The organism is Brevibacterium sp. HMSC22B09 (assembly GCF_001806795.1).
In the GTDB taxonomy this organism is placed as follows: domain Bacteria; phylum Actinomycetota; class Actinomycetes; order Actinomycetales; family Brevibacteriaceae; genus Brevibacterium; species Brevibacterium ravenspurgense.
The window spans coordinates 172,550-191,311 of record NZ_KV786004.1; the positions used below are offsets into that span (position 1 = coordinate 172,550).

Below are 18,762 nucleotides of genomic sequence, written 5' to 3' on the forward strand. Positions count from 1 at the left end.
CTGACGGGCGGTGAACACAGGCTCAGCCCTCGATGTCGATTCTTGCGCGCACTGCCCGGCGGCCGCCGAAAACCGGCCTGCCGGGCAGCGTTGCAATGACAACTCCGAGTACGACCAGCGCAATCGAGGTCAGAGCGGTAAGCGTGAATGCCTGTTCATTTCCGGCCAGCGCATCAATGATGAGCGAACCGCCCATATTGCCGACCAACGTGGACAGGCTCAATATGAGCACACCCAGGCGCGGAACGATGAGCGCGGACACCAGGATGAAGGCAACGCCGAACACACCACCGGAGTACAGCAGAGGTTCGGGCGGGAAACGCAGCGGGGGAGTGCCGGAGGCGAACACCACAGCGCACGCAACGGCCAGAGCCGTAAAGCCGACAATGAAGTTCATGGTTGTCGCAGCAAGCGCGGAGCCCGAAGCGGCTGACAGCCTGCCGTTGAAAGCGTGCTGCAGTCCGGTGAGAACGCCGGAGGCAAAGGGAACGAGCGGAATCCACCACTGCAGTCCGGATGTGAAGGCTCCCGCACTCATGATCGCGACACCGGCCAGAACAACAGCGACGCCTACAAGACGGCCCAGAGTGATGGGCTTCGGTCCGCCGGCCGGCAGCCGCGTGCTGTCGACGACGAGCGCGCCGAGCAGCTGCCCGGATGTGAAGCTCATGGTGAATACGGCAACGCCGAAAGCGGGAACAGTGACACCCTGAGCGATGACGATCGTCGCTCCGCCGAGCCCGCCTAGGCACATCCACCAGGGGAACTCCCCAGACCGCAGAAGTTTGATGGTCCTGGCAATGGCCCGGCGCCCAGCCGGCAGGGCTGCGGTGACTGCCGCAATGATGATGAGCCCGCCGCCGAAAGACACTGCCGCACTGTAGATCCAGTGGCCGATTTCAACGGTGAGTTCGCCGTTGTACTTTCCCTGCAGGGAAACAGCGAGTCCGGTCGCAATCGCCGGAAGAATGTAGAGGAGATTTGCGACGGACCTCATGCGGTGCGCACGACCGTCATAACGCGGCGACGAAGCCAAACGGTCTTCTGCCCACCCATACCGACGACCGTCCGTGCCAGCTCCCACCGACCGGTGTCGGCAGCTTCGGTCAGTGCGCGCAGAGATTCGCTGCGCGAAATCTTCGGGTGAAATGTCACCTGCCGCATTTCGTATTCGACTTCTCGCTTCACCTGGGCTTGTGCTCCTTCCCTGGGGTGGCCGTCACTGTATCATCGCGCTAGCCTGATTCTATGGTGAAGATCATCTTCGCGCGCCACGGACAATCGGAGGCAAATCTCGCTGGTGTTCTCGCAGGCCGCCGAGGCGCCAATCCGCTGACTGCTGCTGGCCGTCAGCAGGCCTGTGCCGCGGCTGATCTGCTGCCTTCCAGCATCGCCCTGTGGAAGGTCTCTGAAATAGCACGATGCGCCGAAACGGCTGATCTGCTGATGCGCACCCATGCGAAGAACCACGACTCTGCCGTACCTGCCGCCGCCGTCATGGGGGAATTCTCAGAAGTCGACTACGGGGATTGGTCTGGCCGTCCCCTTGAAGAACTGCGCAGACTGCCGGAATGGGAACGCATCCAGAACACTCCGCAGGACATGGTGTTTCCCGGTGGGGAAGCACAGCACGACGCCTGGCTTCGCACCCGCCAAGGTGTTGAGAAAGTCCTCGACGAACTTCGCGAACGCAACAGTGAAGCCGTCGCAGTTGTCGTCACTCATGGAGACATCATTAAAATGGCCGTCGCAGACGCCTTGGGGCTGCAGCTGCAGAACTTTCAGCGAACAGCAGTCGCACCCGGTTCGCTGACGACAATCGACTATGCGAGCAGAGTTCCCGTGCTCACCGCACTGTCCGTGACACCAGCCGGAAGAACCGGCCAAGCGGGCACCCTCGGGGGAGGAGCCTGAAAAGCCGACCGGCACCTCGTGATCAGGAAGCCGCGAGAACTCCCGTGCCCAGCAAAACGTAGATGACCAGACCCAGCGCAATGCGGTACCACACGAAGATCGCAAACGACTTCGTCTGCACGAACTTCAGGAAGCCGACGATGACGGCGTAGCCGACTGCAAAAGACACGACGGTGGCCAGCAGGGTGGGTCCCCAGCCGATTGTCATCGACGCAGTCCCGTCTACTTGATCCTTGATCGCTTTGAAAAGACTGTAAACACCCGAGGCCATGACGGCCGGGATTGCCAACAGGAACGAATAGCGTGCCGCTGCAGGACGCGTGAAGCCCATGATGCGACCGGCCATGATCGTGCCGCCGGACCGCGATACACCGGGCACAAGAGCCAGTGCCTGCGCAAAGCCGAACGTGAGGCCCTGACCCCAGTGCATGGAGTCAAGCGTGTTGACCCGCTTGCCGAAGGCATCAGCAAGGCCGATGAAGATTGCGAAGACGATGAGCATCGTCGCGACAATCCACAGTGAGCGGAACGTCGAGGTGATCTGATCTTCGAACAGCAGGCCCAGCACACCAATCGGGATCGAGCCGATGATGATCAGCCAGCCGAGCCGCACCTCGGGATCACGCCGGTCGTGCTTGCCGAACAGGGCTTTGAACCACTTGGCGATGATCGTGACGATGTCATTCCAGAAGTACACGAGAACGGCCAGCTCAGTGCCGATCTGGATAATCGCGGTGAAGAATGCGCCCGGTTCACGGCCAGGCATGAGGAATTCGCCGACGATCCTCAGATGTGCAGACGAGGACACCGGCAAGAACTCGGTGAGTCCCTGCACGATTCCCAAAATGGTCGCCACTAGCCAGTCCATGCGATCCCTTCGAAAACGACAGTCGGTCCTGTCAGTCTGAGCAGGCCCTACGGGACTCTAACGGACAAGGCTGGCCAGTGCGCGGAAACGCGCCCGCGGTCGGCTTAGAGCTTGCACACAGTTGACCGGCGGCGGTCAGTCGTCGTCTCCGTCATCCTCGTCGTCATCATCATCGTCGTCGTATTCTTCGTCGTCATCGAAGTCGTCGAAGTCATCGTCGAAGTCATCAAAGGTGCCGTCTTCGCGGGCGTCTTCGATGTCGTCGAAAAGCTCGAACGGAGTCACTTCGTCGTAGGCGACGTACAGGGCGTCTTCGTAGATTTCATAGGCGTCAGCCAGCGCCATGTAGGCGGCTTCGACGCGTTCGTCGGTGTCGGAGGTCCGGTTGACTGAGGCCGCGTAGTGTTCACGAATCGCTGCGATGAAGGCTTCGAGGGCGACTTCCGGTTCTGAGCTCATGGCTCCATCGTAACCGCGCGAGGCCGAAGCGACTACCCTGTTGACCATGGCTGAAAGCGAATATGTTTTTCCCGCCCCCGAACGGTTCATAGTCGGCACCGTCGGCCTGCCGGGAGATCGCTCTTTCTACCTTCAGGCAAAGGACGCCGACAGGGTCGTCACGGCAGCTGTCGAAAAGGAGCAGGTGGAGCTCCTTGGTGAGCGCATCAACGAGCTTCTGGACATGGTGCGGTCACGCTCCGCCGACGGCTACATGATCCCGGCCGGTCCGGATCCGGCAGATGCTGACAACGCCAACCTCGAAATGCCGGTGGAACCCGAATTTCGCGTGGGCACCATGAGCCTGGGGTGGGACACGCGTCGCCGGCATTTGGAAATCGAGTGCTCGGCCATCAGCTTCGGGCACGACGACGAGGACTCCCAATCGCCTGTCCTGCGCGTTGTTCTTTCCGCCGAAGCCGCTCGCGAGTTCGCTCGCCGCGCCGACCAGGTGGTCAACGCGGGCCGTGCTGACTGCCCCTTCTGCTCGCTTCCGCTGGACCCAGGCGGTCACCTGTGCCCGCGGGCCAACGGGGTGCCCAGGTGATCGAATCGGCTTTGGCCGAAGCACACATGACGGTGCTCGGCCGGGTGCCCGGCGCCTCGAATGCGGTTTTTCTGTGCCTGCTGGAAGGGGAGTTCGGAACCGGCCCCACCGTACGCCGAGGCATCTACAAGCCGGTGCGCGGCGAAAGGCCGCTGCACGACTTTCCCGCAGGAACACTCGCACGCAGGGAAGTCGCCGCCTACCGCTTGGCTCACCACTTGGGAATTGACGAGGTGCCGCCGACGGTCTTTCTTGATGACGGCCCGCTGGGGCCAGGGTCTCTGCAGGCCTATGTGCTTTCAGACGGCGACGACGAACCGCCCGTGACGATCTGCCTGCCCTCTGAGCTTCCCGACGGCTGGCTCCCCGCTGCGGCAGGTGAAACCGAAACGGGCGAACAGGTGGTCATCGCCCACAGTCCCGATGAGCAGATCCTGCGCCTGGCAGTGTTCGACATCGTTGCCAACAACGCCGACCGCAAGGGCAGCCACATTCTCTCCGGGGCATGGGATCCGCTGGCGGAAGCTCAATTCTTCGGAATCGACAACGGCCTTACGTTCCACACGGAGCCAAAGCTGCGCACGATCCTGTGGGGGTTTGATGGAGTACCGGTGCCGGGCGACCTGTGCGAAGCGCTGGATTCTATCGCCGGCGCAGTTCCCGCTGAGCTGTCAGAGCTCCTCACTCCGGACGAAAACCGAGCTCTCGCGCTGCGTGCCGGACAGCTCGCAGGCAACGGCACCATGCCGTCGATGCCACAGGACCGAATTCCGATTCCCTGGCCCCCGGTGTAGACACATGACGGTTATGCTGGGTGGCGTGAAACCTTGGTCAGCTCCCGCAGTCCCGTCCCTGTCCGACTTCCCAGTCCTGCCGGCAGCTCCAGCCGACAGCACTGTCTACAGCACTTCGGCCAGGGGCCCCGTCAGCGGCCTCCTCGAAGATGGGCAGGCCCGGCTCTACGTGTGCGGCATCACTCCCTACGATGCAACGCACCTGGGCCACGCATCGACCTACGTCACCTTCGACGTCCTGCTGCGCAGCTGGATTGATGCTGGAGCTGATGTCGTCTACGTCCAGAACACAACGGATATTGACGACCCCCTCCTTGAACGCGCTGAGGCGACCGGAGTTGACTGGCGCGAACTGGCCGACAGCCAGATTGAGCTGTTCTTTTCTGACATGGAGGCGCTGCGCGTCATCCCGCCAAAGCACTACATCGGCGCTGTCGAATCGATTCCGGACGTTGTTGAAGCCGTAGAGAAGCTGCTTGAGCGCGGCGCTGCTTACACCCTGGACAACGGCGACGTCTACTACCGCATCAGCACGGAAGTCGAACCGCCGTTCGGTTCAGAATCGCACTACAGCCGCGAGCACATGCTTGAAATCTTCCCCGAACGCGGGGGAGACCCAGACACACCCGGCAAAGAAGATCCGCTCGACGCTCTTCTGTGGCGCGCTGCCCGCGAAGGCGAACCGCAGTGGCCCGGCGGCAAACTTGGACCGGGCCGCCCAGGCTGGCACATCGAATGCGCTGTCATCGCCGGCAAGTACGCGGGGTATCCGCTGACCGTGCAGGGCGGAGGATCAGACCTCATCTTCCCGCACCACGAAATGGGTGCGGCTCACGCAATCGCCCTGACGGACACACCGTTTGCCGACGCCTACATGCACACCGGCATGGTCGCCTACGAAGGCGAAAAGATGAGCAAGTCCCTGGGCAACCTGGTGCTCGTCTCGAATCTGACAGCCGCCGGAACCGACCCCATGGCCATCCGCCTGGCGATTCTCGGCAACCACTACCGGTCGGACTGGGAGTACAGCGACGGTGTGCTGGCCGCCGCGGAGAACCGCTTGGCAGCCTGGCGCGCAGCAGCCGGCTGTGGAAACTCGTCTGATCCGGCTGAGGTCGTTGCCGAGATCCGCCGCGAACTGGCGGACGACCTCGACACGCCCAACGCGCTGTGCGTCATCGACGATTGGGCGGCTGCCCGGCAGACCGAAGCAGATGCGGACGAGAGCACTCAGGCTGTCGTCGCCGCAGTTGATGCTCTCCTGGGCATCAAGCTCTGACTTCTGTCCCTGAGGCCTATTAGCGGTCCTCTTCTCGCCTGCGCAGCAGTTTTTCGAACTCCCGGGCAATGTCTTCGCCGTCGTGCTCGGTCGCGAGGTCGTACTCTTCTTCCATCATCGCGATCCTCTTGGCAAGGTCCGAGTCTGATTCTGCGAACATGTCGACGCTGTCCGACCAAGCCCGGGATGCTTCGGTCAGGTCCTCGGGGTCGAACGTCATCCCCGTGATGTCTTCGAGTGCGGACAGAAGGGCCAGTGCCGCCTTCGGCGATGGCGAAAGAGCCGCGTAGTCGGGGATCTCGCATGTCAGCGAGACCGTGGGAATTCCCTTTTCGTACAGGGCCACGGCCATGACATCCTGCAGGTTCGCTGTTCCTTCGTATTCCGCCGTCTGGACTTCTGAGATGTCCACGATGTCGGGGTCCTCTGATGTCATCCGGACTGGCAGGCTGCGCGTGTGCGGGACAGCGGCTGGCTCTGAGGCCAGGAGCACAACGACGTCGCTTTCTGGGCGCAGCGGCATCAGCAGGTCTTCGATGAACTCTTCCCACATGTCGAGGGGCGTCGGCCCTGTGACCAGCAGGGTCTGCACAAACCTGCCGGCCCGCTCGATTGAGCCTTCGATGCCGACGACCTGCGGATGGACGACGACGGGCTCCCCTTCGGAGCGGATGATGAACGGTGGGTACTGCGTGCGGTCGTAGCTTTCTGCCACGCTGACATCGATCAGGTGATAGTCGTCCAGGTGCCGTTTGAGGATGTCGATGACGACTGCCGCAGCGTCGTCGGGGCTGTTGGGCCCTCGCAGGCCGACGATCACGACCTGCCCGTCTTGCCTCGGAAGAAATGCCATGTGACCAGCCTAGTCGTGTTCACCGGGGTGTTGCCCGAAAGCCGCGCAGAGCTCTTAGGGTTGAAGCATGGAATTCTCTGGAGTCCTATGGGACATGGACGGCACTATCGTCGACACCGAACCGTACTGGATCGAAGCCGAACATCGGCTGACTGCCGAATTCGGCCTCCCGTGGTCACAAGAAGAGGGGCTGAAGCTGGTGGGCAATGCCCTTACGGTTTCAGCGCAGGTGTTCATCGACCTCGGCGTTCCGCTTGAGCCGCTGGAGATCATCAATCGGCTCACGAGCGACGTCATCGCCCAGGTGCAGGAGCGCGTGCCGTTCCGTCCCGGTGTGCGGGAGCTGTTTGCGCAGCTGCGCGAAACGGGGATTCCGTCCGCAATGGTCACGATGTCGTTTCGTCCCCTGGCTGATGCTGTTGTCGCCAGCCTGCCCGAGGGCACCTTTGATGCCGTCATCACCGGTGACGAGGTGCAGCACGGCAAACCGCACCCGGAACCCTACGAGGTGGGAGCGAAGGCCCTCGGTCTGCGCCCGCAGGAGTGCATAGCGATTGAGGACTCCCTCAATGGGGCACTCTCAGCATCAAGTGCTGGGGCACACACGCTCGTCGTGCCGTGTCACGTTGACATTCCCGAAGACCCGCGCTGGTCGATTGCCCAGAGTTTGGAAGGTCTTTCGCTCGAGGAGTTTCAGCGGGCGGCTATCGCCCGGCAATCGCAGTGATTTCGGGGGTTTCCGGGGCCCGTCCTCCCCAGGCGGGGCAGATGTCTTTGAAGTGACACCACCCGCACAAGGGCGATTTTTTCGGCCGCCAGGTGTCCGTCAGGGCAGCCTGCACGATGTCATCCCAAATGTGCAGGATCTCCGCTTCCGTCCGCTCAATGTCCGACATCTGCGGGCGCATGGCCTTGATCGTGCCGGAGCCTAGGTACATCAGCTGCAGCGTGTGGGCCAAAGTGCCGTCCGTGCGGTGCTTGAGGACGCCGTAGAACCGCATCTGGAACTCCGCTTCCCGCGAATACTGAGGCTTGGGCTCCTTGCCGGTCTTGTAGTCGACGAGTCGCACTTCGCCGCCGGGAGCCACGTCGACCCTGTCAATGAATCCGCGCAGCAGCAGGCCGTTGTCCAGCTTCGTCTGCACAAACTGCTCACGTCCCGCCGGTTCCAGCCGGTCTGGAAGTTCAAGAGTGAAATAGCGGTCAACGAGTTCACCCGCCTGCGCGAACAGCTTCAGACGAGACGGTTCGTCGGGAAAGAGCTCTGCGATCTCCGCTGTGTTTTTGCTCTCAAGTTCGGCAAAGCTCGGCTCGATGAGCGATCGCGCTGCTCCAGAAGTTCTCTCTTCAGCGGGCAGGTCGAAGAGCCCCTCAAGCACCGAGTGGACGAGCGTCCCCTTGAACGCGGCTTCGCTCGGCGGTTCGGGAAGCTTGTCGATTGTGCGGAATCGGAACTTCAGCGGACACGACACGAAGTCGTTGGCGCGTGACGGTGAAAGAGCATTGAGCGAGACCATGACCACAGCCTAGTAGGCACGCGGTCGAAGGTCGCGATGTTGTCGACTCCGGCAGTTAGGATGGCGCATATGTCTCAAGCGAATGCGAGTAAGGACGGCACAGCCGGCGGCCTTGTGATCGGCCGCGCCCTCGGCGCGCCCATCGTGCTGTCATGGACGTGGTTCATTGCCGCGATCCTCATCACGGCCCTTCTGGCGCCCTTCATTCGCACGCTGTCGCCCAGCATGAGCGTTCCGACGTCGATGTTCGTCGCGTTCCTCTACGCGATCCTTCTGTTCACCTCGGTGTTTCTGCACGAATTCGCCCACGGTGTTGCAGGCACGCTCGGCGGGCAGAAGGTTTCCGTCATCGAACTCAACGTGTGGGGCGGCTTCACCAAGTTCGAACCCAAAATTGACGACGACGCGAAGCGCACTGCGATGACGAGCTTCTACGTGTCGATCGTGGGCCCCGTCGTCAACATCATTCTTGCCGCAGGCGGCTGGATCGGCATGAATCACTCCAGTCCGGGAAGCATCCCGTGGCTGCTGTGTGCCGCCCTGACCTTTGCCAATGTGGCACTTGGCGTCATCAACCTGCTGCCCGGCATCCCGCTGGACGGCGGGTGGGCCCTGCAGGCGCTCATCTGGAGGTTCACCGGCAGCCAGTTCCGCGGCACCATGATCGCCAGCCTCATCGGCCGGATCGTGGCGGTCGGATTTGTCGTCGGCGCTGTTGCATACCCCTACACGGTGGGATCCAAACCGGACCTCGTGACCGTCATCTGGACGACAGCAATTGCGGTCATGCTGTGGGTTTCGGCAGCTGATGCCGCGGCTCACGCCAAACGCGCCCGCCGCATGGAAACCTACGACCTCGACCAGGTCATCCAACCGGCAATCGCAGCGGCCTTCGACGCTGATGTAGAAGAAACACTGCGCGCCGCAGACGCCGCGAGAACCGCTGACGGTGCAGCGCTGGTGGTGATCCTCGACCGCTCAGGTCTGCCCACCGGTCTGCTCAACAGGCAGCTTGCAGAAAGGTCGGCAACGACCGTCGGCGGCCCCGGCAGCGCTGTGGTCGGCGATTTCTCCAGTCCGCTGGGTGCGTGGATCGGCGTGCCGCGCGGAATTTCCGCACCGCATCTTCTGGAATCCCTCACCCACAGGCCCAAAGCGCAGTTCTGCCTCATCATGGAGGGTTCGACGCTTGCAGGCATCATCGATCTGCAGGAGTTCTTCCACGAGCTTCTCGAAGACTGAGACTGCACCCGAGGGGCCCTCACAGCAGAACCTGCCCGGCTAGACTGGGGAATCATGAGTCTTGAATCCGCACCCGTTCCGGCCGGCGCCGATGACCGTCGGGGTCTTCTCAAAGCAGGAGACAAGGTCCAGCTGACCGACTCCAAAGGCAGGATGAACACCATCGTCCTCAAACCCGGCGGAGAATTCCACACTCATCGCGGGATCATCGCCCACGACGACATCATCGGCGCACCCGACGGTGTGACCGTGCAGAATTCCGTCGGCGTTGAATACCAGGTTCTCAAACCCCTGTATTCGGACTTCGTTCTCTCAATGCCGCGCGGTGCCGCGATCATCTATCCGAAAGACGCCGCCCTGATCACCGGTTTCGGTGACATCTTCCCCGGTGCCCGGGTTGTCGAGGCGGGTGTGGGCTCTGGTGCTCTCACAATCGCCCTGCTTCGAGCCGTGGGCGATTCCGGAAGCGTCCACTCCTTTGAGCTGCGTGAAGAATTCGCGCAGATCGCCGAGGGCAATATCTCTGATTTCTTCGCAGGCCCGCACCCCGCGTGGAACATCACGGTGGGAGACCTCGCAGAAGAGCTTCCCAAGGCCTACGGACCGGGCGAAGTCGACCGCGTCGTGCTCGACATGCTCGCCCCCTGGGACTGCCTGGACGCTGTGACAGAAGCACTTGTGCCCGGCGGAGTGCTCGTGGTCTACGTTGCGACGGTTACGCAGATGTCCCGCACCGTGCAGGCGCTGCAGGCGTCGGGCAACTACACAAAGCCGCACGCTTTGGAGTCAACCGTCCGCGACTGGCACCTCGACGGCCTGGCAGTCAGGCCCGAGCACCGCATGATCGGCCACACCGGCTTCCTTGTCTTCGCCCGTCGCGTGGCACAGGGAACAACCCCGCTGCGCCGCACAAAACGCGGCCAGCAGGCCGAACCGGACCAGAAGGATCTCGACGTGTGGTTCGGTCCCGAAGTCACCGACGAATCCGTTGGGGTCAAGTACCCCACGCCGAAGAAGATCCGCCGTTCCGTCCGCGAGGCGGGTTCCCGGCTCGACATTCTCAACAGCAGCGAAGGAGAGCTCAATGGATGATTCGACAATGCGACAAGAACTGTCGAAGGTCCGTCAGGACGCAGCTGGCCTCCGTCAGCAGCTGTTCTCAGCTTCCCAGCGCAACGAACAGCTCAGCACAGCGCTGAAGGCTGCGCGTGCAGAACTCGATCGCCTTAAGACCGAGGCCGAAAGGATCGCCGAACCGCCGAACTCCTACGCAGTAGTGCTCGGCACCGTGCGCGAAGGCGATGTCGTCTTCGCCGACGTCCACTACGCGGGCCGTCCCATGCGCCTGTCTGTAAGCACGGAAGTTCCGCTGCGCGACCTCACGCCGGGTCGACGCGTTCGCCTGACTGAAGGCCTCGTCATCGTCGAAGCACTCGGCTTTGTTGACGAAGGCTCGGTGGTCACAGTGCGTGAACTCATCGACGACACCCGCGTGCTCGCTGCGACATCCACGGACGAAGAACGGGTCGTGACACTGGCTCAGCCGCTGCGCGACAAGCCCGTTCGAGTGGGGGATTCGCTCGTCTTCGATTCCCGCAGCGGGCTGGTTGTCGAAAGGCTTGAAAGGGCCGAAACGGCATCCCTCATGCTGGAAACCGTTCCGGACATTTCGTACTCCGACATCGGCGGTCTGTCCGCACAGATCAGCGAAATCCGCGATGCTGTCGAACTGCCCTTCGAACACCCACAGCTGTACACCGAGCACGGACTCAAGCCGCCCAAGGGCATCCTGCTGTACGGGCCGCCCGGCAACGGCAAGACTCTCATCGCAAAGGCTGTTGCAAACTCGCTTGCCCAGCGTCGCGGCGGAGAAAACACCCGCTCGTACTTCCTCAACATCAAAGGTCCGGAGCTGCTGGACAAGTACGTCGGCGAAACCGAGCGTCAGCTGCGCACCATCTTCGCCCGCGCCCGCGAAAAGGCTACGGCCGGTTCGCCCGTCGTCGTGTTCTTCGACGAAATGGAAGCCCTGTTCCGCACGCGCGGAACAGGCAAGTCCTCCGATGTCGAAACCACGATCGTGCCGCAGCTGCTGACCGAAATCGACGGTGTTGAACAGCTGGACAACGTCATCGTGATCGGTGCGTCCAACCGCGAAGACCTCATCGACCCCGCCATCCTCCGGCCAGGACGACTCGACGTGAAGATCCGCATCGAACGTCCCGACAGGGAAGCCGCGAAGGACATCTTCAGCAAATACCTGACAGAAGACCTGCCGATCGCAGAATCCGAGATCACGACGACAAAGGCCGCCGCCGTCGAAAGCCTCATCGAACGCTGTGTTGAGGAAATGTACGCCGAGACCGACCGCAACCGCTTCGTCGAAGTGACCTACGCCAACGGTCGGCGCGAAATGCTATACTTTGCCGAGTTCACCTCGGGAGCCATGATCTCCAACGTCGTCGATCGGGCGAAGAAGCACGCCATCAAGGCCTACCTCGACCTGGGCGAACACGGTATTACGTGGGATCACCTGTACCGGGCCATCCGGGAAGAGTTCAGCGAACACGAAGACCTGCCGAACACGACGAACCCAGACGAATGGGCTCGCATCTCCGGGAGGAAGGGCGAAAGGATCACACACCTGGTTCTGGCAGCCGATGTCGCCGACCGGGAAAGCCGTGCGGACAGCGGTGCCGGCAGCGGCACCTCGTCCGTTCAGACCGCCAGGGGAGACAGCAGCCTCATCTGAAGAACTGCCCCTGTGCGTGCTTCAGCGTTTGGCTGATCGCCCGCCGACAGCGCGGGCGATCACACGCCAGCCCACCAGCGTCAGGAAGTTCAAAGCGGAGGCCACGATGATGAACGGCCCGGCGATTCCCGCACCCACTGCAAAGCGGACGATCATACCGAGCAGGATCGTCGTCGACCAGATCGCAACACCGGTGCGCATGGGGGCCAGGGGAGCGGTCCAAGCCGCGCTGAGAATCCACGCACACCCAAGGCCCACCAGGAAAGGCCACGAGGTCTGAACAACACCGTCGACCGTGAGAACCTGGGCGTGGGTGTAGAAGCCGACAGCCGCAAAGGCGATCACCAAGATGATGTCGGCGACGAGTGCAGTGAAAATATGAGAAGAACGCTTAGCCACAGGCCACAGTCTACGAAAGGCAGTGAGGCACAATGATCACCGTCCAGCGGATCATGGGCTCAGAAACCGAGTTCGGCATTGTCGCCGTCGGCGGTCGCCCGCAAGCGCCCATGCGAGACTCCGCGCGTGTCGTCGATGCCTACGCGGGCCCGCGCGGCCTGAAGTCCGCGCAGAGTTTCTGGGACTTCGGTTCGGAAACACCGCTGGCAGACGCACGCGGCTTTCTCATGAACCTTGCCGACGCGCACGAATCGCAGCTGACCCACCTGCCGCAGGCGCAGCCGGAAGCGCAGTACTTGGCCAATGTTGTGCTGGAAAACGGAGCGCGCCTCTATGTTGACCACGCTCATCCCGAGTATTCATCGCCGGAGGTCACCAATCCGCGCGACATCGTCACGTGGGACCGCGCGGGCGACCGAGTAGCAGAAGAGGCCGTCAAACAGCTGCTGACAACGGGGCAGCCTGTCGACCTCTACAAAAACAACACGGACTCCAAGGGAGCCTCGTACGGTACACACGAAAACTACCTCGTCGACCGCAACACCGATTTCGAGAAGATTGTCGAAGGGCTGCTGCCGTTCTTCGCCACGCGGCAGATTTTCTGCGGAGCCGGCAAGGTCGGCATCGGCAGGGAAGGCGAAGAACCCGGCTTCCAGATTTCTCAGCGGGCAGACTTCTTCGAAGAGTGCGTGGGGCTTGAAACGACCCTGCGCCGGCCGATCGTCAACACGCGCGATGAGCCGCACGCTGACCCTGTCAAATACCGGCGCCTGCACGTCATCATCGGCGATGCGACACTCGCCGAAGTCGCCACTTTCGTGCGCTTCGGCTCTACGAGTCTCGTGCTGAGCCTGATCGAACAGGGCCTGGCACCCTTCATCGAGCTGGCTGACCCGGTGGCCGCACTGCAGACGGTGTCGCACGACTTAAGCCTCAGCGCTCCGCTTGAACTGGCTGATGGGTCGACCATGACTGCACTCGAAATTCAGCGCGAGTTCCATACTGCGGCTGCCAATGCAGCAGATCCGAGTGACGAACAGACCGCGCAGGTGCTTGCGGAATGGGACCGCTTGCTCACAGGACTTGCAACCGACCCCATGAGCCTGGCCGATTCGATTGACTGGGTTGGCAAACTGGCGCTCATGAACAGCTACCGCCAGCGTGAGGGCCTCGACTGGAACAGCCCGAAGCTCGCCCTCATCGACGTGCAGTACACGGACGTCCGCCAGGAGAAGGGACTGTTCTACCGCCTGGAGCGGGCAGGACGCTTCCGCAGGCTCACGACTGACGAAGAGGTCGAGCGCGCCATGACGACCCCACCGGAGGACACGCGCGCCTATCTGCGCGGCACGGTCGTCGACCGGCTGCGCGAAGACCTCGTTGCCGCCAGCTGGGAGTCAATCGTCATGCGCCGGGGCGATTCTGCAGTCAGAATCCCCATGAGCGAACCGCTCAAGGGCACACGCGAACTTCTTGAAGAGCGGCTGAGCAGGGCCGTTGACACCGACAGCCTGTTGGCTGCACTCGGTGTCACTACAATCGACAACAACAGCACAGACGACTACGGGATGTGAACAATGGCTGGTCAGGATCAGATTCACAGGCACTCAGGCGGAGCAGAAGGACCGGAAGAACCCGGCGATCTGAACGTCGGCGGAGGCCAGGCACAGATCAACACGCAGGGTCTCGACGACATCCTCGATGACATCGACTCCGTACTGGAGACCAATGCCGAAGACTTCGTGAAGAACTTCGTGCAGAAGGGCGGACAGTGACAGGTCTGTCATCCGCCTATCTGAGCACCGCCTCGAACTCCTTTGTTGAGTTCGCACGGACTGTTGCCCCGCACGTGCTGCCTTCGGGTGACCTTCCAGTGTCGGACAGCATCGCCCCGCACGCTACGACCATCGTCGCACTGACAACGGCAGATGGTGTGCTCATGGCCGGCGATCGCCGAGCGACCATCGGTTCGCTCATTGCCAGCCGCACCATGGAGAAGGTTCACCGGGCCGATGACGCCTCGGTTGTCGGCATCGCCGGAACCGCGGGGATTGCGCTTGAGCTCGTCCGGCTGTTCCAGTTGGAGCTCGAACACTACGAAAAGATCGAGGGCACGGTCCTGTCCCTTGACGGCAAAGCCAACCGTTTGGCTTCAATGCTGCGAGCCAATCTCGGCTTCGCACTGCGCGGTCTCGCCGTTGTTCCGCTGTTCGCCGGTGTCGACCAGAAGGCAGAAGGCGAAACTCCCGGCAGGATCTTCTCGTTTGACGTAACGGGCGGCAGGTACGAAGAAGAGGACTACCACTCGGTGGGCTCCGGTTCGACTTTTGCCCGCGGTTCGCTCAAAAAGCGGTGGAATCCCGGCTTAAGCGAAGAAGCCGCTGTCGAGGTGGCAGTCGAAGCCCTTTTCGACGCCGCCGACGACGATTCGGGAACCGCCGGACCAGACCTCATCCGCCGCATCGGGCCGACCATGATGGTGGTTGACTCCGACGGTGCCAGGGAAGTCGAGACTGACGTCATTTTGGCCGCGGCAGCCGAGGTCGCAGCACGCCGAGGAGGCGGTTCGGCATGAGCATGCCCTTCTACGTTTCACCCGAACAGCTCATGAAGGACCGGGCTGAGTTTGCCCGGAAGGGGATTTCGCGCGGCCGCTGCGTCCTTGTTGCCCGCTGCTCAGACGGGATTGCGCTCGTTGCCGAAAACCCGTCGACAACACTGCACAAGATTGCTGAAATCTACGACCGAATCGGGTTCGCAGCAGTCGGCAAGTACAACGAGTTCGAGTCGCTGCGCCAGGCCGGTGTGCGCTATGCGGACCTGCGCGGATACTCTTACGACAGGGCGGATGTGACTGCGCGAGGGCTGACAAATGCCTACGCCCAGACGCTGGCCTCTGTCTTCACGACCGAATCGAAACCTTTCGAGGTTGAGATCATCGTCGCCGAACTCGGTGCTGATGCTGACGACGACAGGATCTACAGGCTGTCCTATGACGGTTCAGTTGCCGATGAGGCCAGTGCGGTCATCATCGGCGGGGACTCGGAAGCGCACAGCCAGAAGCTGGCTGAAATCGACACGACCGCCATGACGAGTGCAGAAGTCCTGCGGTGGGCAGCCAGCGCTCTTGGTGCTGACGCTCCGATTCCCGCCCAGCACATCGAAGCGGCACTGCTGGACCGCAACGCTGAAGGGCACAGAACATTCCGCCGGCTGAACACAGAGATCGTCGAGCAGATCATCGGGGGAGAAGCATGAAGCGCATCTACGGCATCGAGACAGAGTACGGTCTGACCTACTCCGCCGGCAGCGGCAGGCACCTCGGCCCCGAAGAAACCGCACGCTACCTGTTCAAACCGGTCGTCAGCAGGTTCCGTTCGTCCAACGCCTTTTTGGCCAACGGCGGTCGCCTGTACCTGGACGTGGGATCTCACCCCGAATATGCGACTGCGGAATGCTCAACGCTCGATGAGCTCGTTGCGCAAGAAGAAGCCGGCACCCTGCTGCTGACGCAGAATCTCGAGACCGCCCAGCACGAACTCGAAGCTGACGGGCTCGACGGCACGGCGCACATGCTGAAGAACAACCGCGATTCGGCGGGCAATTCCTTCGGCAGCCACGAAAACTTCCTCGTGCGCCGCACCATGGACTTCACGCGCCTGACCACCTCGTTGCTGCCGTTCCTCGTGGTCCGGCAGCTCATTGCAGGTGCCGGTTGCATCATTCCAGCCCGCGCCAGTACCGATATGCCCGCAGCTGACTCCCAGCGGGCGTCGCTCAGCGGCCACGCGACAAAGGTCGAACCGCTGCACGGCGATATCGTCTACGGTCTATCCGGCCGTTCCGACGTCATGTGGGAGGGCGTGTCATCAGCGACCACCCGCTCCAGGCCGATCATCAACGCCCGCGATGAACCCCATGCCGATGCCGAAAAATACCGCCGACTGCACGTGATCGTCGGCGATTCCTCGATGTCGCAGACCACGACCGAACTCAAAGTCGGTTCGGCAGGTCTCGTGCTTGACCTGCTGGAAACCGGTGTGCCCCTTGCAGACCACACTCTGCGCAATCCCATCCGAGATATCCGCACCGTGGCCCGCGACCTCACCGGCACTGCTCAGCTGGAGCTGCGCTCTGGCGAAACCACGACCCCGCTTGAGCTGCTGGGCTTCTACTGGGAGCACGCCCAGCAGCTCGCAGACAGGGGCGACCACAGCCTCGGCAGCGACGAAACCGCACAGCGCGTACTCGACCGGTGGAAGCGCGTTCTCGAGGCAGTTGAAAGCGGTGATTTCAGCTCGGTCGACACTGAAATCGACTGGGTCATCAAGAAGAAGCTCTTTGACCGCTACCTCGAACGCGAAGGCCTAAGCCTGAAAGATCCGAAGATCACGCGTCTCGACTACGCCTACCACGATGTCACCCCCGGCATTGGCCTGTTCCCGAAACTCGAACAGGCCGGCTTGGCTCAGCGCTCGGTGTCTTGGGAAGACTCCCAGCGGGCAATGAGCACACCGCCGCAGAGCACTCGAGCCAAACTGCGCGGTGAATTCATTGCACAGGCGTTGGAACACCGCCGTGATTTCACGGTCGACTGGGTGCACCTGCGACTGAATGACCAGACTCAGAAGGCCGTGGTTCTCCGCGATCCGTTCGCAACTGAGGACGACAGGGCTCGCGCCCTGACAGAGGCTCTGGCCGAACCGGTCATCTGAGCCTGAGGACACTCAGCCGAAGCCCAGACTCGCCCCACTAGGATTGGCGTGAGCTATCGAAAGGGATGTATCTACGTGCGCAGACAGGTGATCGGTTCCGCCGCCATCGCAGCTCTTCTTCTGACAGGCTGCTCTAAGGGCGACGATCAAACGGCCGAAAGCACAGCCACCGAACAGGCACAGGATGCCAAAACAACGAGCCTCGACGGTGTCAAGGTCAGCGGTAAGCAAGACGAAAAGCCGAAGGTTGAGTTCGACGCTCCCTTTGCCGTCGAAAAGGCCGAATCAAAGGTCTACACGGAAGGCGACGGCGACGTCATCAAGGACGGCGAACAGGTCACCGCCCACATGACGACCGTCGACGGCAGCGATCCGAAGAACCAGCAGACCACCTACGACCAGGGCAAGCCCTCCGGCTTCCCCATGGACGAAGAGCAGGTCGCCAAGGAACTCGTCAATGCTCTCGTTGGACAGAAGGTCGGCTCCCGCGTTGTTCTCGCCACCCCGGGCGAAAACGGACCGAGCATCCTGTACGTCATCGACGTTGTGAAGACCGAAGAGCTCAAGACCCGTGCCGAAGGCAAGGAGCTTCCGCAGAAGAAGGATCTCCCACAGGTCAGCCGCGATAAGAACGGCAAGCCGTCGATCAGCAAGCCCGAGGGCGATCCGCCGAAGAAGCTCATCGTCGAACCCACAATCGAAGGTGACGGCCCCAAGGTCAGCAAGGACCAGGAAGTCACGGTTCAGTACTCCGGGTGGCTGTGGGATGACTCCTCGAAGACCTTTGACTCGTCCTGGGATCGTGGTCAGCCGGCCACTTTCCCGCTTGACGGCGTGATCAAGGGCTGGACCGAAGGTCTTGAAGGCCAGAAGGTCGGTTCGCAGGTTCTGCTCATTGCACCGCCGGACAAGGCCTACGGCGAAGCCGGCAGCCCACCGAACATCGGCCCAAACAAAACTCTCGTGTTCGTCGTCGACATTCTCGCCGCAAACTGATTGGAGATTCTCGTGTCCCGCACTAAACCCGAAGTCGAATTCCCCGGCGAAAGCGCCCCAACAGAACTCGAAATCATTGACGACATTGAGGGTACCGGCCGCGAAGTCGAGGCCGGCGACACCGTCAGCGTTCATTACGTCGGCGTCGGCTTTTCCACTGGCGAACAGTTTGATGCCAGCTGGGACCGCGGTCAGCCGCTGAACTTCCGCGTCGGCGTCGGCATGGTCATTCCCGGCTGGGACCAGGGTCTGCTCGGCATGAAGGTAGGCGGCCGTCGCACCCTGCGGATTCCCTCTCACCTGGCCTATGGCAACCAGGGCGTGCCCGGCGTCATCGCACCGGGTGAATCGCTCATCTTCGTCTGCGATCTCGAGGCCATCGCCTGAC

22 protein-coding genes are annotated in these 18,762 nt (G+C 61.9%); 15 read left to right on the plus strand and 7 right to left on the minus strand.

The window, feature by feature from the left end:
- Positions 1 to 22 precede the first annotated feature (22 nt).
- Positions 23 to 997 carry a DMT family transporter gene (locus HMPREF3087_RS03075; protein ID WP_070428005.1) on the minus strand — a complete coding sequence of 325 codons (975 nt, stop codon included), beginning with the start codon at positions 995 to 997 and terminating at the stop codon, positions 23 to 25.
- Complete coding sequence (locus HMPREF3087_RS03080) at positions 994 to 1,188, minus strand: DUF5703 family protein (RefSeq protein WP_062021377.1); 195 nt, start codon at positions 1,186 to 1,188, stop codon at positions 994 to 996. The genes HMPREF3087_RS03075 and HMPREF3087_RS03080 overlap by 4 nt, the downstream gene beginning before the upstream one ends.
- A 60-nt stretch (positions 1,189 to 1,248) precedes the next feature.
- Here HMPREF3087_RS03080 and HMPREF3087_RS03085 point away from each other — a divergent pair, with 60 nt between their 5' ends.
- Positions 1,249 to 1,914 (plus strand): histidine phosphatase family protein, encoded by a 666-nt coding sequence (locus HMPREF3087_RS03085; protein WP_070428006.1) that lies wholly within the window; start codon positions 1,249 to 1,251, stop codon positions 1,912 to 1,914.
- A 22-nt stretch (positions 1,915 to 1,936) separates the two neighbouring features.
- On the opposite strand, the gene HMPREF3087_RS03090 is transcribed toward HMPREF3087_RS03085, so the two are convergent.
- Positions 1,937 to 2,782, minus strand: a complete 846-nt coding sequence (locus HMPREF3087_RS03090) for an undecaprenyl-diphosphate phosphatase (protein ID WP_070428007.1) — start codon at positions 2,780 to 2,782, stop codon at positions 1,937 to 1,939.
- 135 nt (positions 2,783 to 2,917) lie between these two features.
- The gene (locus HMPREF3087_RS10600) at positions 2,918 to 3,241 is read right to left on the minus strand and encodes a hypothetical protein (RefSeq protein ID WP_070428008.1); all 324 of its coding nucleotides are present in this window, start codon (positions 3,239 to 3,241) and stop codon (positions 2,918 to 2,920) included.
- 46 nt (positions 3,242 to 3,287) lie between these two features.
- On the opposite strand from HMPREF3087_RS10600, the gene HMPREF3087_RS03100 reads away from it, so the two are divergent.
- From HMPREF3087_RS03100 to mshC, 3 genes are read left to right on the plus strand one after another with little or no spacing between them, the layout of a single operon-like run.
- Complete coding sequence (locus HMPREF3087_RS03100) at positions 3,288 to 3,827, plus strand: DUF3090 family protein (RefSeq protein ID WP_062021386.1); 540 nt, start codon at positions 3,288 to 3,290, stop codon at positions 3,825 to 3,827.
- Positions 3,824 to 4,621 carry an SCO1664 family protein gene (locus HMPREF3087_RS03105; protein WP_141738854.1) on the plus strand — a complete coding sequence of 266 codons (798 nt, stop codon included), beginning with the start codon at positions 3,824 to 3,826 and terminating at the stop codon, positions 4,619 to 4,621. Before HMPREF3087_RS03100 ends, HMPREF3087_RS03105 begins: the two co-directional genes overlap by 4 nt.
- Before the next feature lie 25 nt (positions 4,622 to 4,646).
- Positions 4,647 to 5,900, plus strand: coding sequence for a cysteine--1-D-myo-inosityl 2-amino-2-deoxy-alpha-D-glucopyranoside ligase (gene mshC, locus HMPREF3087_RS03110; protein ID WP_370919313.1), 1,254 nt, complete (start codon positions 4,647 to 4,649; stop codon positions 5,898 to 5,900).
- 19 nt (positions 5,901 to 5,919) lie between these two features.
- Here mshC and HMPREF3087_RS03115 read toward each other — a convergent pair whose 3' ends face one another.
- Positions 5,920 to 6,753, minus strand: coding sequence for a PAC2 family protein (locus tag HMPREF3087_RS03115; protein WP_083271999.1), 834 nt, complete (start codon positions 6,751 to 6,753; stop codon positions 5,920 to 5,922).
- 67 nt (positions 6,754 to 6,820) lie between these two features.
- Here HMPREF3087_RS03115 and HMPREF3087_RS03120 point away from each other — a divergent pair, with 67 nt between their 5' ends.
- Complete coding sequence (locus HMPREF3087_RS03120; RefSeq protein ID WP_256173021.1) at positions 6,821 to 7,480, plus strand: HAD family hydrolase; 660 nt, start codon at positions 6,821 to 6,823, stop codon at positions 7,478 to 7,480.
- On the opposite strand, the gene HMPREF3087_RS03125 is transcribed toward HMPREF3087_RS03120, so the two are convergent.
- On the minus strand, positions 7,458 to 8,270 hold the full coding sequence (locus tag HMPREF3087_RS03125) for a RecB family exonuclease (protein ID WP_070423444.1): 813 nt from the start codon (positions 8,268 to 8,270) through the stop codon (positions 7,458 to 7,460). The genes HMPREF3087_RS03120 and HMPREF3087_RS03125 overlap by 23 nt on opposite strands.
- A 69-nt stretch (positions 8,271 to 8,339) precedes the next feature.
- On the opposite strand from HMPREF3087_RS03125, the gene HMPREF3087_RS03130 reads away from it, so the two are divergent.
- From HMPREF3087_RS03130 to arc, 3 genes are read left to right on the plus strand one after another with little or no spacing between them, the layout of a single operon-like run.
- Positions 8,340 to 9,512, plus strand: coding sequence for a site-2 protease family protein (locus HMPREF3087_RS03130; protein WP_062021389.1), 1,173 nt, complete (start codon positions 8,340 to 8,342; stop codon positions 9,510 to 9,512).
- A 54-nt stretch (positions 9,513 to 9,566) separates the two neighbouring features.
- Positions 9,567 to 10,604, plus strand: coding sequence for a tRNA (adenine-N1)-methyltransferase (locus HMPREF3087_RS03135; protein ID WP_070428013.1), 1,038 nt, complete (start codon positions 9,567 to 9,569; stop codon positions 10,602 to 10,604).
- Positions 10,597 to 12,264, plus strand: coding sequence for a proteasome ATPase (gene arc, locus HMPREF3087_RS03140; RefSeq protein ID WP_070428014.1), 1,668 nt, complete (start codon positions 10,597 to 10,599; stop codon positions 12,262 to 12,264). The genes HMPREF3087_RS03135 and arc overlap by 8 nt, the downstream gene beginning before the upstream one ends.
- Positions 12,265 to 12,285: 21 nt before the next feature.
- Here the strand turns inward: arc and HMPREF3087_RS03145 are convergent, their stop codons facing one another.
- Positions 12,286 to 12,663 (minus strand): DUF3054 domain-containing protein, encoded by a 378-nt coding sequence (locus tag HMPREF3087_RS03145; protein ID WP_062021392.1) that lies wholly within the window; start codon positions 12,661 to 12,663, stop codon positions 12,286 to 12,288.
- A 32-nt stretch (positions 12,664 to 12,695) separates the two neighbouring features.
- On the opposite strand from HMPREF3087_RS03145, the gene dop reads away from it, so the two are divergent.
- The 7 genes from dop to HMPREF3087_RS03180 all read left to right on the plus strand — a co-directional run bounded on the left by dop (position 12,696) and on the right by HMPREF3087_RS03180 (position 18,761).
- A complete protein-coding gene (dop, locus tag HMPREF3087_RS03150) occupies positions 12,696 to 14,237 on the plus strand; it encodes a depupylase/deamidase Dop (RefSeq protein ID WP_070428015.1) in 1,542 nt (513 codons plus the stop codon).
- A gap of 3 nt (positions 14,238 to 14,240) precedes the next feature.
- Positions 14,241 to 14,438: a ubiquitin-like protein Pup gene (locus HMPREF3087_RS03155; protein ID WP_019175004.1), complete on the plus strand. Its 198-nt coding sequence runs from the start codon at positions 14,241 to 14,243 to the stop codon at positions 14,436 to 14,438.
- Positions 14,435 to 15,238 (plus strand): proteasome subunit beta, encoded by an 804-nt coding sequence (gene prcB / locus HMPREF3087_RS03160; protein ID WP_070428016.1) that lies wholly within the window; start codon positions 14,435 to 14,437, stop codon positions 15,236 to 15,238. Before HMPREF3087_RS03155 ends, prcB begins: the two co-directional genes overlap by 4 nt.
- A complete protein-coding gene (prcA, locus tag HMPREF3087_RS03165; RefSeq protein ID WP_062021400.1) occupies positions 15,235 to 15,921 on the plus strand; it encodes a proteasome subunit alpha in 687 nt (228 codons plus the stop codon). Before prcB ends, prcA begins: the two co-directional genes overlap by 4 nt.
- The gene (gene pafA / locus HMPREF3087_RS03170; protein ID WP_070428017.1) at positions 15,918 to 17,378 is read left to right on the plus strand and encodes a Pup--protein ligase; all 1,461 of its coding nucleotides are present in this window, start codon (positions 15,918 to 15,920) and stop codon (positions 17,376 to 17,378) included. Before prcA ends, pafA begins: the two co-directional genes overlap by 4 nt.
- A gap of 75 nt (positions 17,379 to 17,453) precedes the next feature.
- The gene (locus HMPREF3087_RS03175; protein ID WP_070428018.1) at positions 17,454 to 18,374 is read left to right on the plus strand and encodes an FKBP-type peptidyl-prolyl cis-trans isomerase; all 921 of its coding nucleotides are present in this window, start codon (positions 17,454 to 17,456) and stop codon (positions 18,372 to 18,374) included.
- A 12-nt stretch (positions 18,375 to 18,386) separates the two neighbouring features.
- Positions 18,387 to 18,761, plus strand: a complete 375-nt coding sequence (locus HMPREF3087_RS03180) for an FKBP-type peptidyl-prolyl cis-trans isomerase (RefSeq protein ID WP_070428019.1) — start codon at positions 18,387 to 18,389, stop codon at positions 18,759 to 18,761.
- The last annotated feature ends 1 nt before the right edge of the window (position 18,762 follow it).

Coding starts and splice junctions, on each gene's coding strand:
- HMPREF3087_RS03085 (WP_070428006.1), top strand. CDS start 1,249: ATGGTGAAGATCATCTTCGCGCGCCACGGACAATCGGAGGCAAATCTC.
- arc (WP_070428014.1), top strand. CDS start 10,597: ATGGATGATTCGACAATGCGACAAGAACTGTCGAAGGTCCGTCAGGAC.
- prcA (WP_062021400.1), top strand. CDS start 15,235: ATGAGCATGCCCTTCTACGTTTCACCCGAACAGCTCATGAAGGACCGG.
- HMPREF3087_RS03155 (WP_019175004.1), top strand. CDS start 14,241: ATGGCTGGTCAGGATCAGATTCACAGGCACTCAGGCGGAGCAGAAGGA.
- pafA (WP_070428017.1), top strand. CDS start 15,918: ATGAAGCGCATCTACGGCATCGAGACAGAGTACGGTCTGACCTACTCC.
- HMPREF3087_RS03135 (WP_070428013.1), top strand. CDS start 9,567: ATGAGTCTTGAATCCGCACCCGTTCCGGCCGGCGCCGATGACCGTCGG.
- dop (WP_070428015.1), top strand. CDS start 12,696: ATGATCACCGTCCAGCGGATCATGGGCTCAGAAACCGAGTTCGGCATT.
- HMPREF3087_RS03120 (WP_256173021.1), top strand. CDS start 6,821: ATGGAATTCTCTGGAGTCCTATGGGACATGGACGGCACTATCGTCGAC.
- HMPREF3087_RS03125 (WP_070423444.1), bottom strand. CDS start 8,270: ATGGTCTCGCTCAATGCTCTTTCACCGTCACGCGCCAACGACTTCGTG.
- HMPREF3087_RS10600 (WP_070428008.1), bottom strand. CDS start 3,241: ATGAGCTCAGAACCGGAAGTCGCCCTCGAAGCCTTCATCGCAGCGATT.
- HMPREF3087_RS03130 (WP_062021389.1), top strand. CDS start 8,340: ATGTCTCAAGCGAATGCGAGTAAGGACGGCACAGCCGGCGGCCTTGTG.
- HMPREF3087_RS03090 (WP_070428007.1), bottom strand. CDS start 2,782: ATGGACTGGCTAGTGGCGACCATTTTGGGAATCGTGCAGGGACTCACC.
- HMPREF3087_RS03075 (WP_070428005.1), bottom strand. CDS start 997: ATGAGGTCCGTCGCAAATCTCCTCTACATTCTTCCGGCGATTGCGACC.
- HMPREF3087_RS03100 (WP_062021386.1), top strand. CDS start 3,288: ATGGCTGAAAGCGAATATGTTTTTCCCGCCCCCGAACGGTTCATAGTC.
- HMPREF3087_RS03115 (WP_083271999.1), bottom strand. CDS start 6,753: ATGGCATTTCTTCCGAGGCAAGACGGGCAGGTCGTGATCGTCGGCCTG.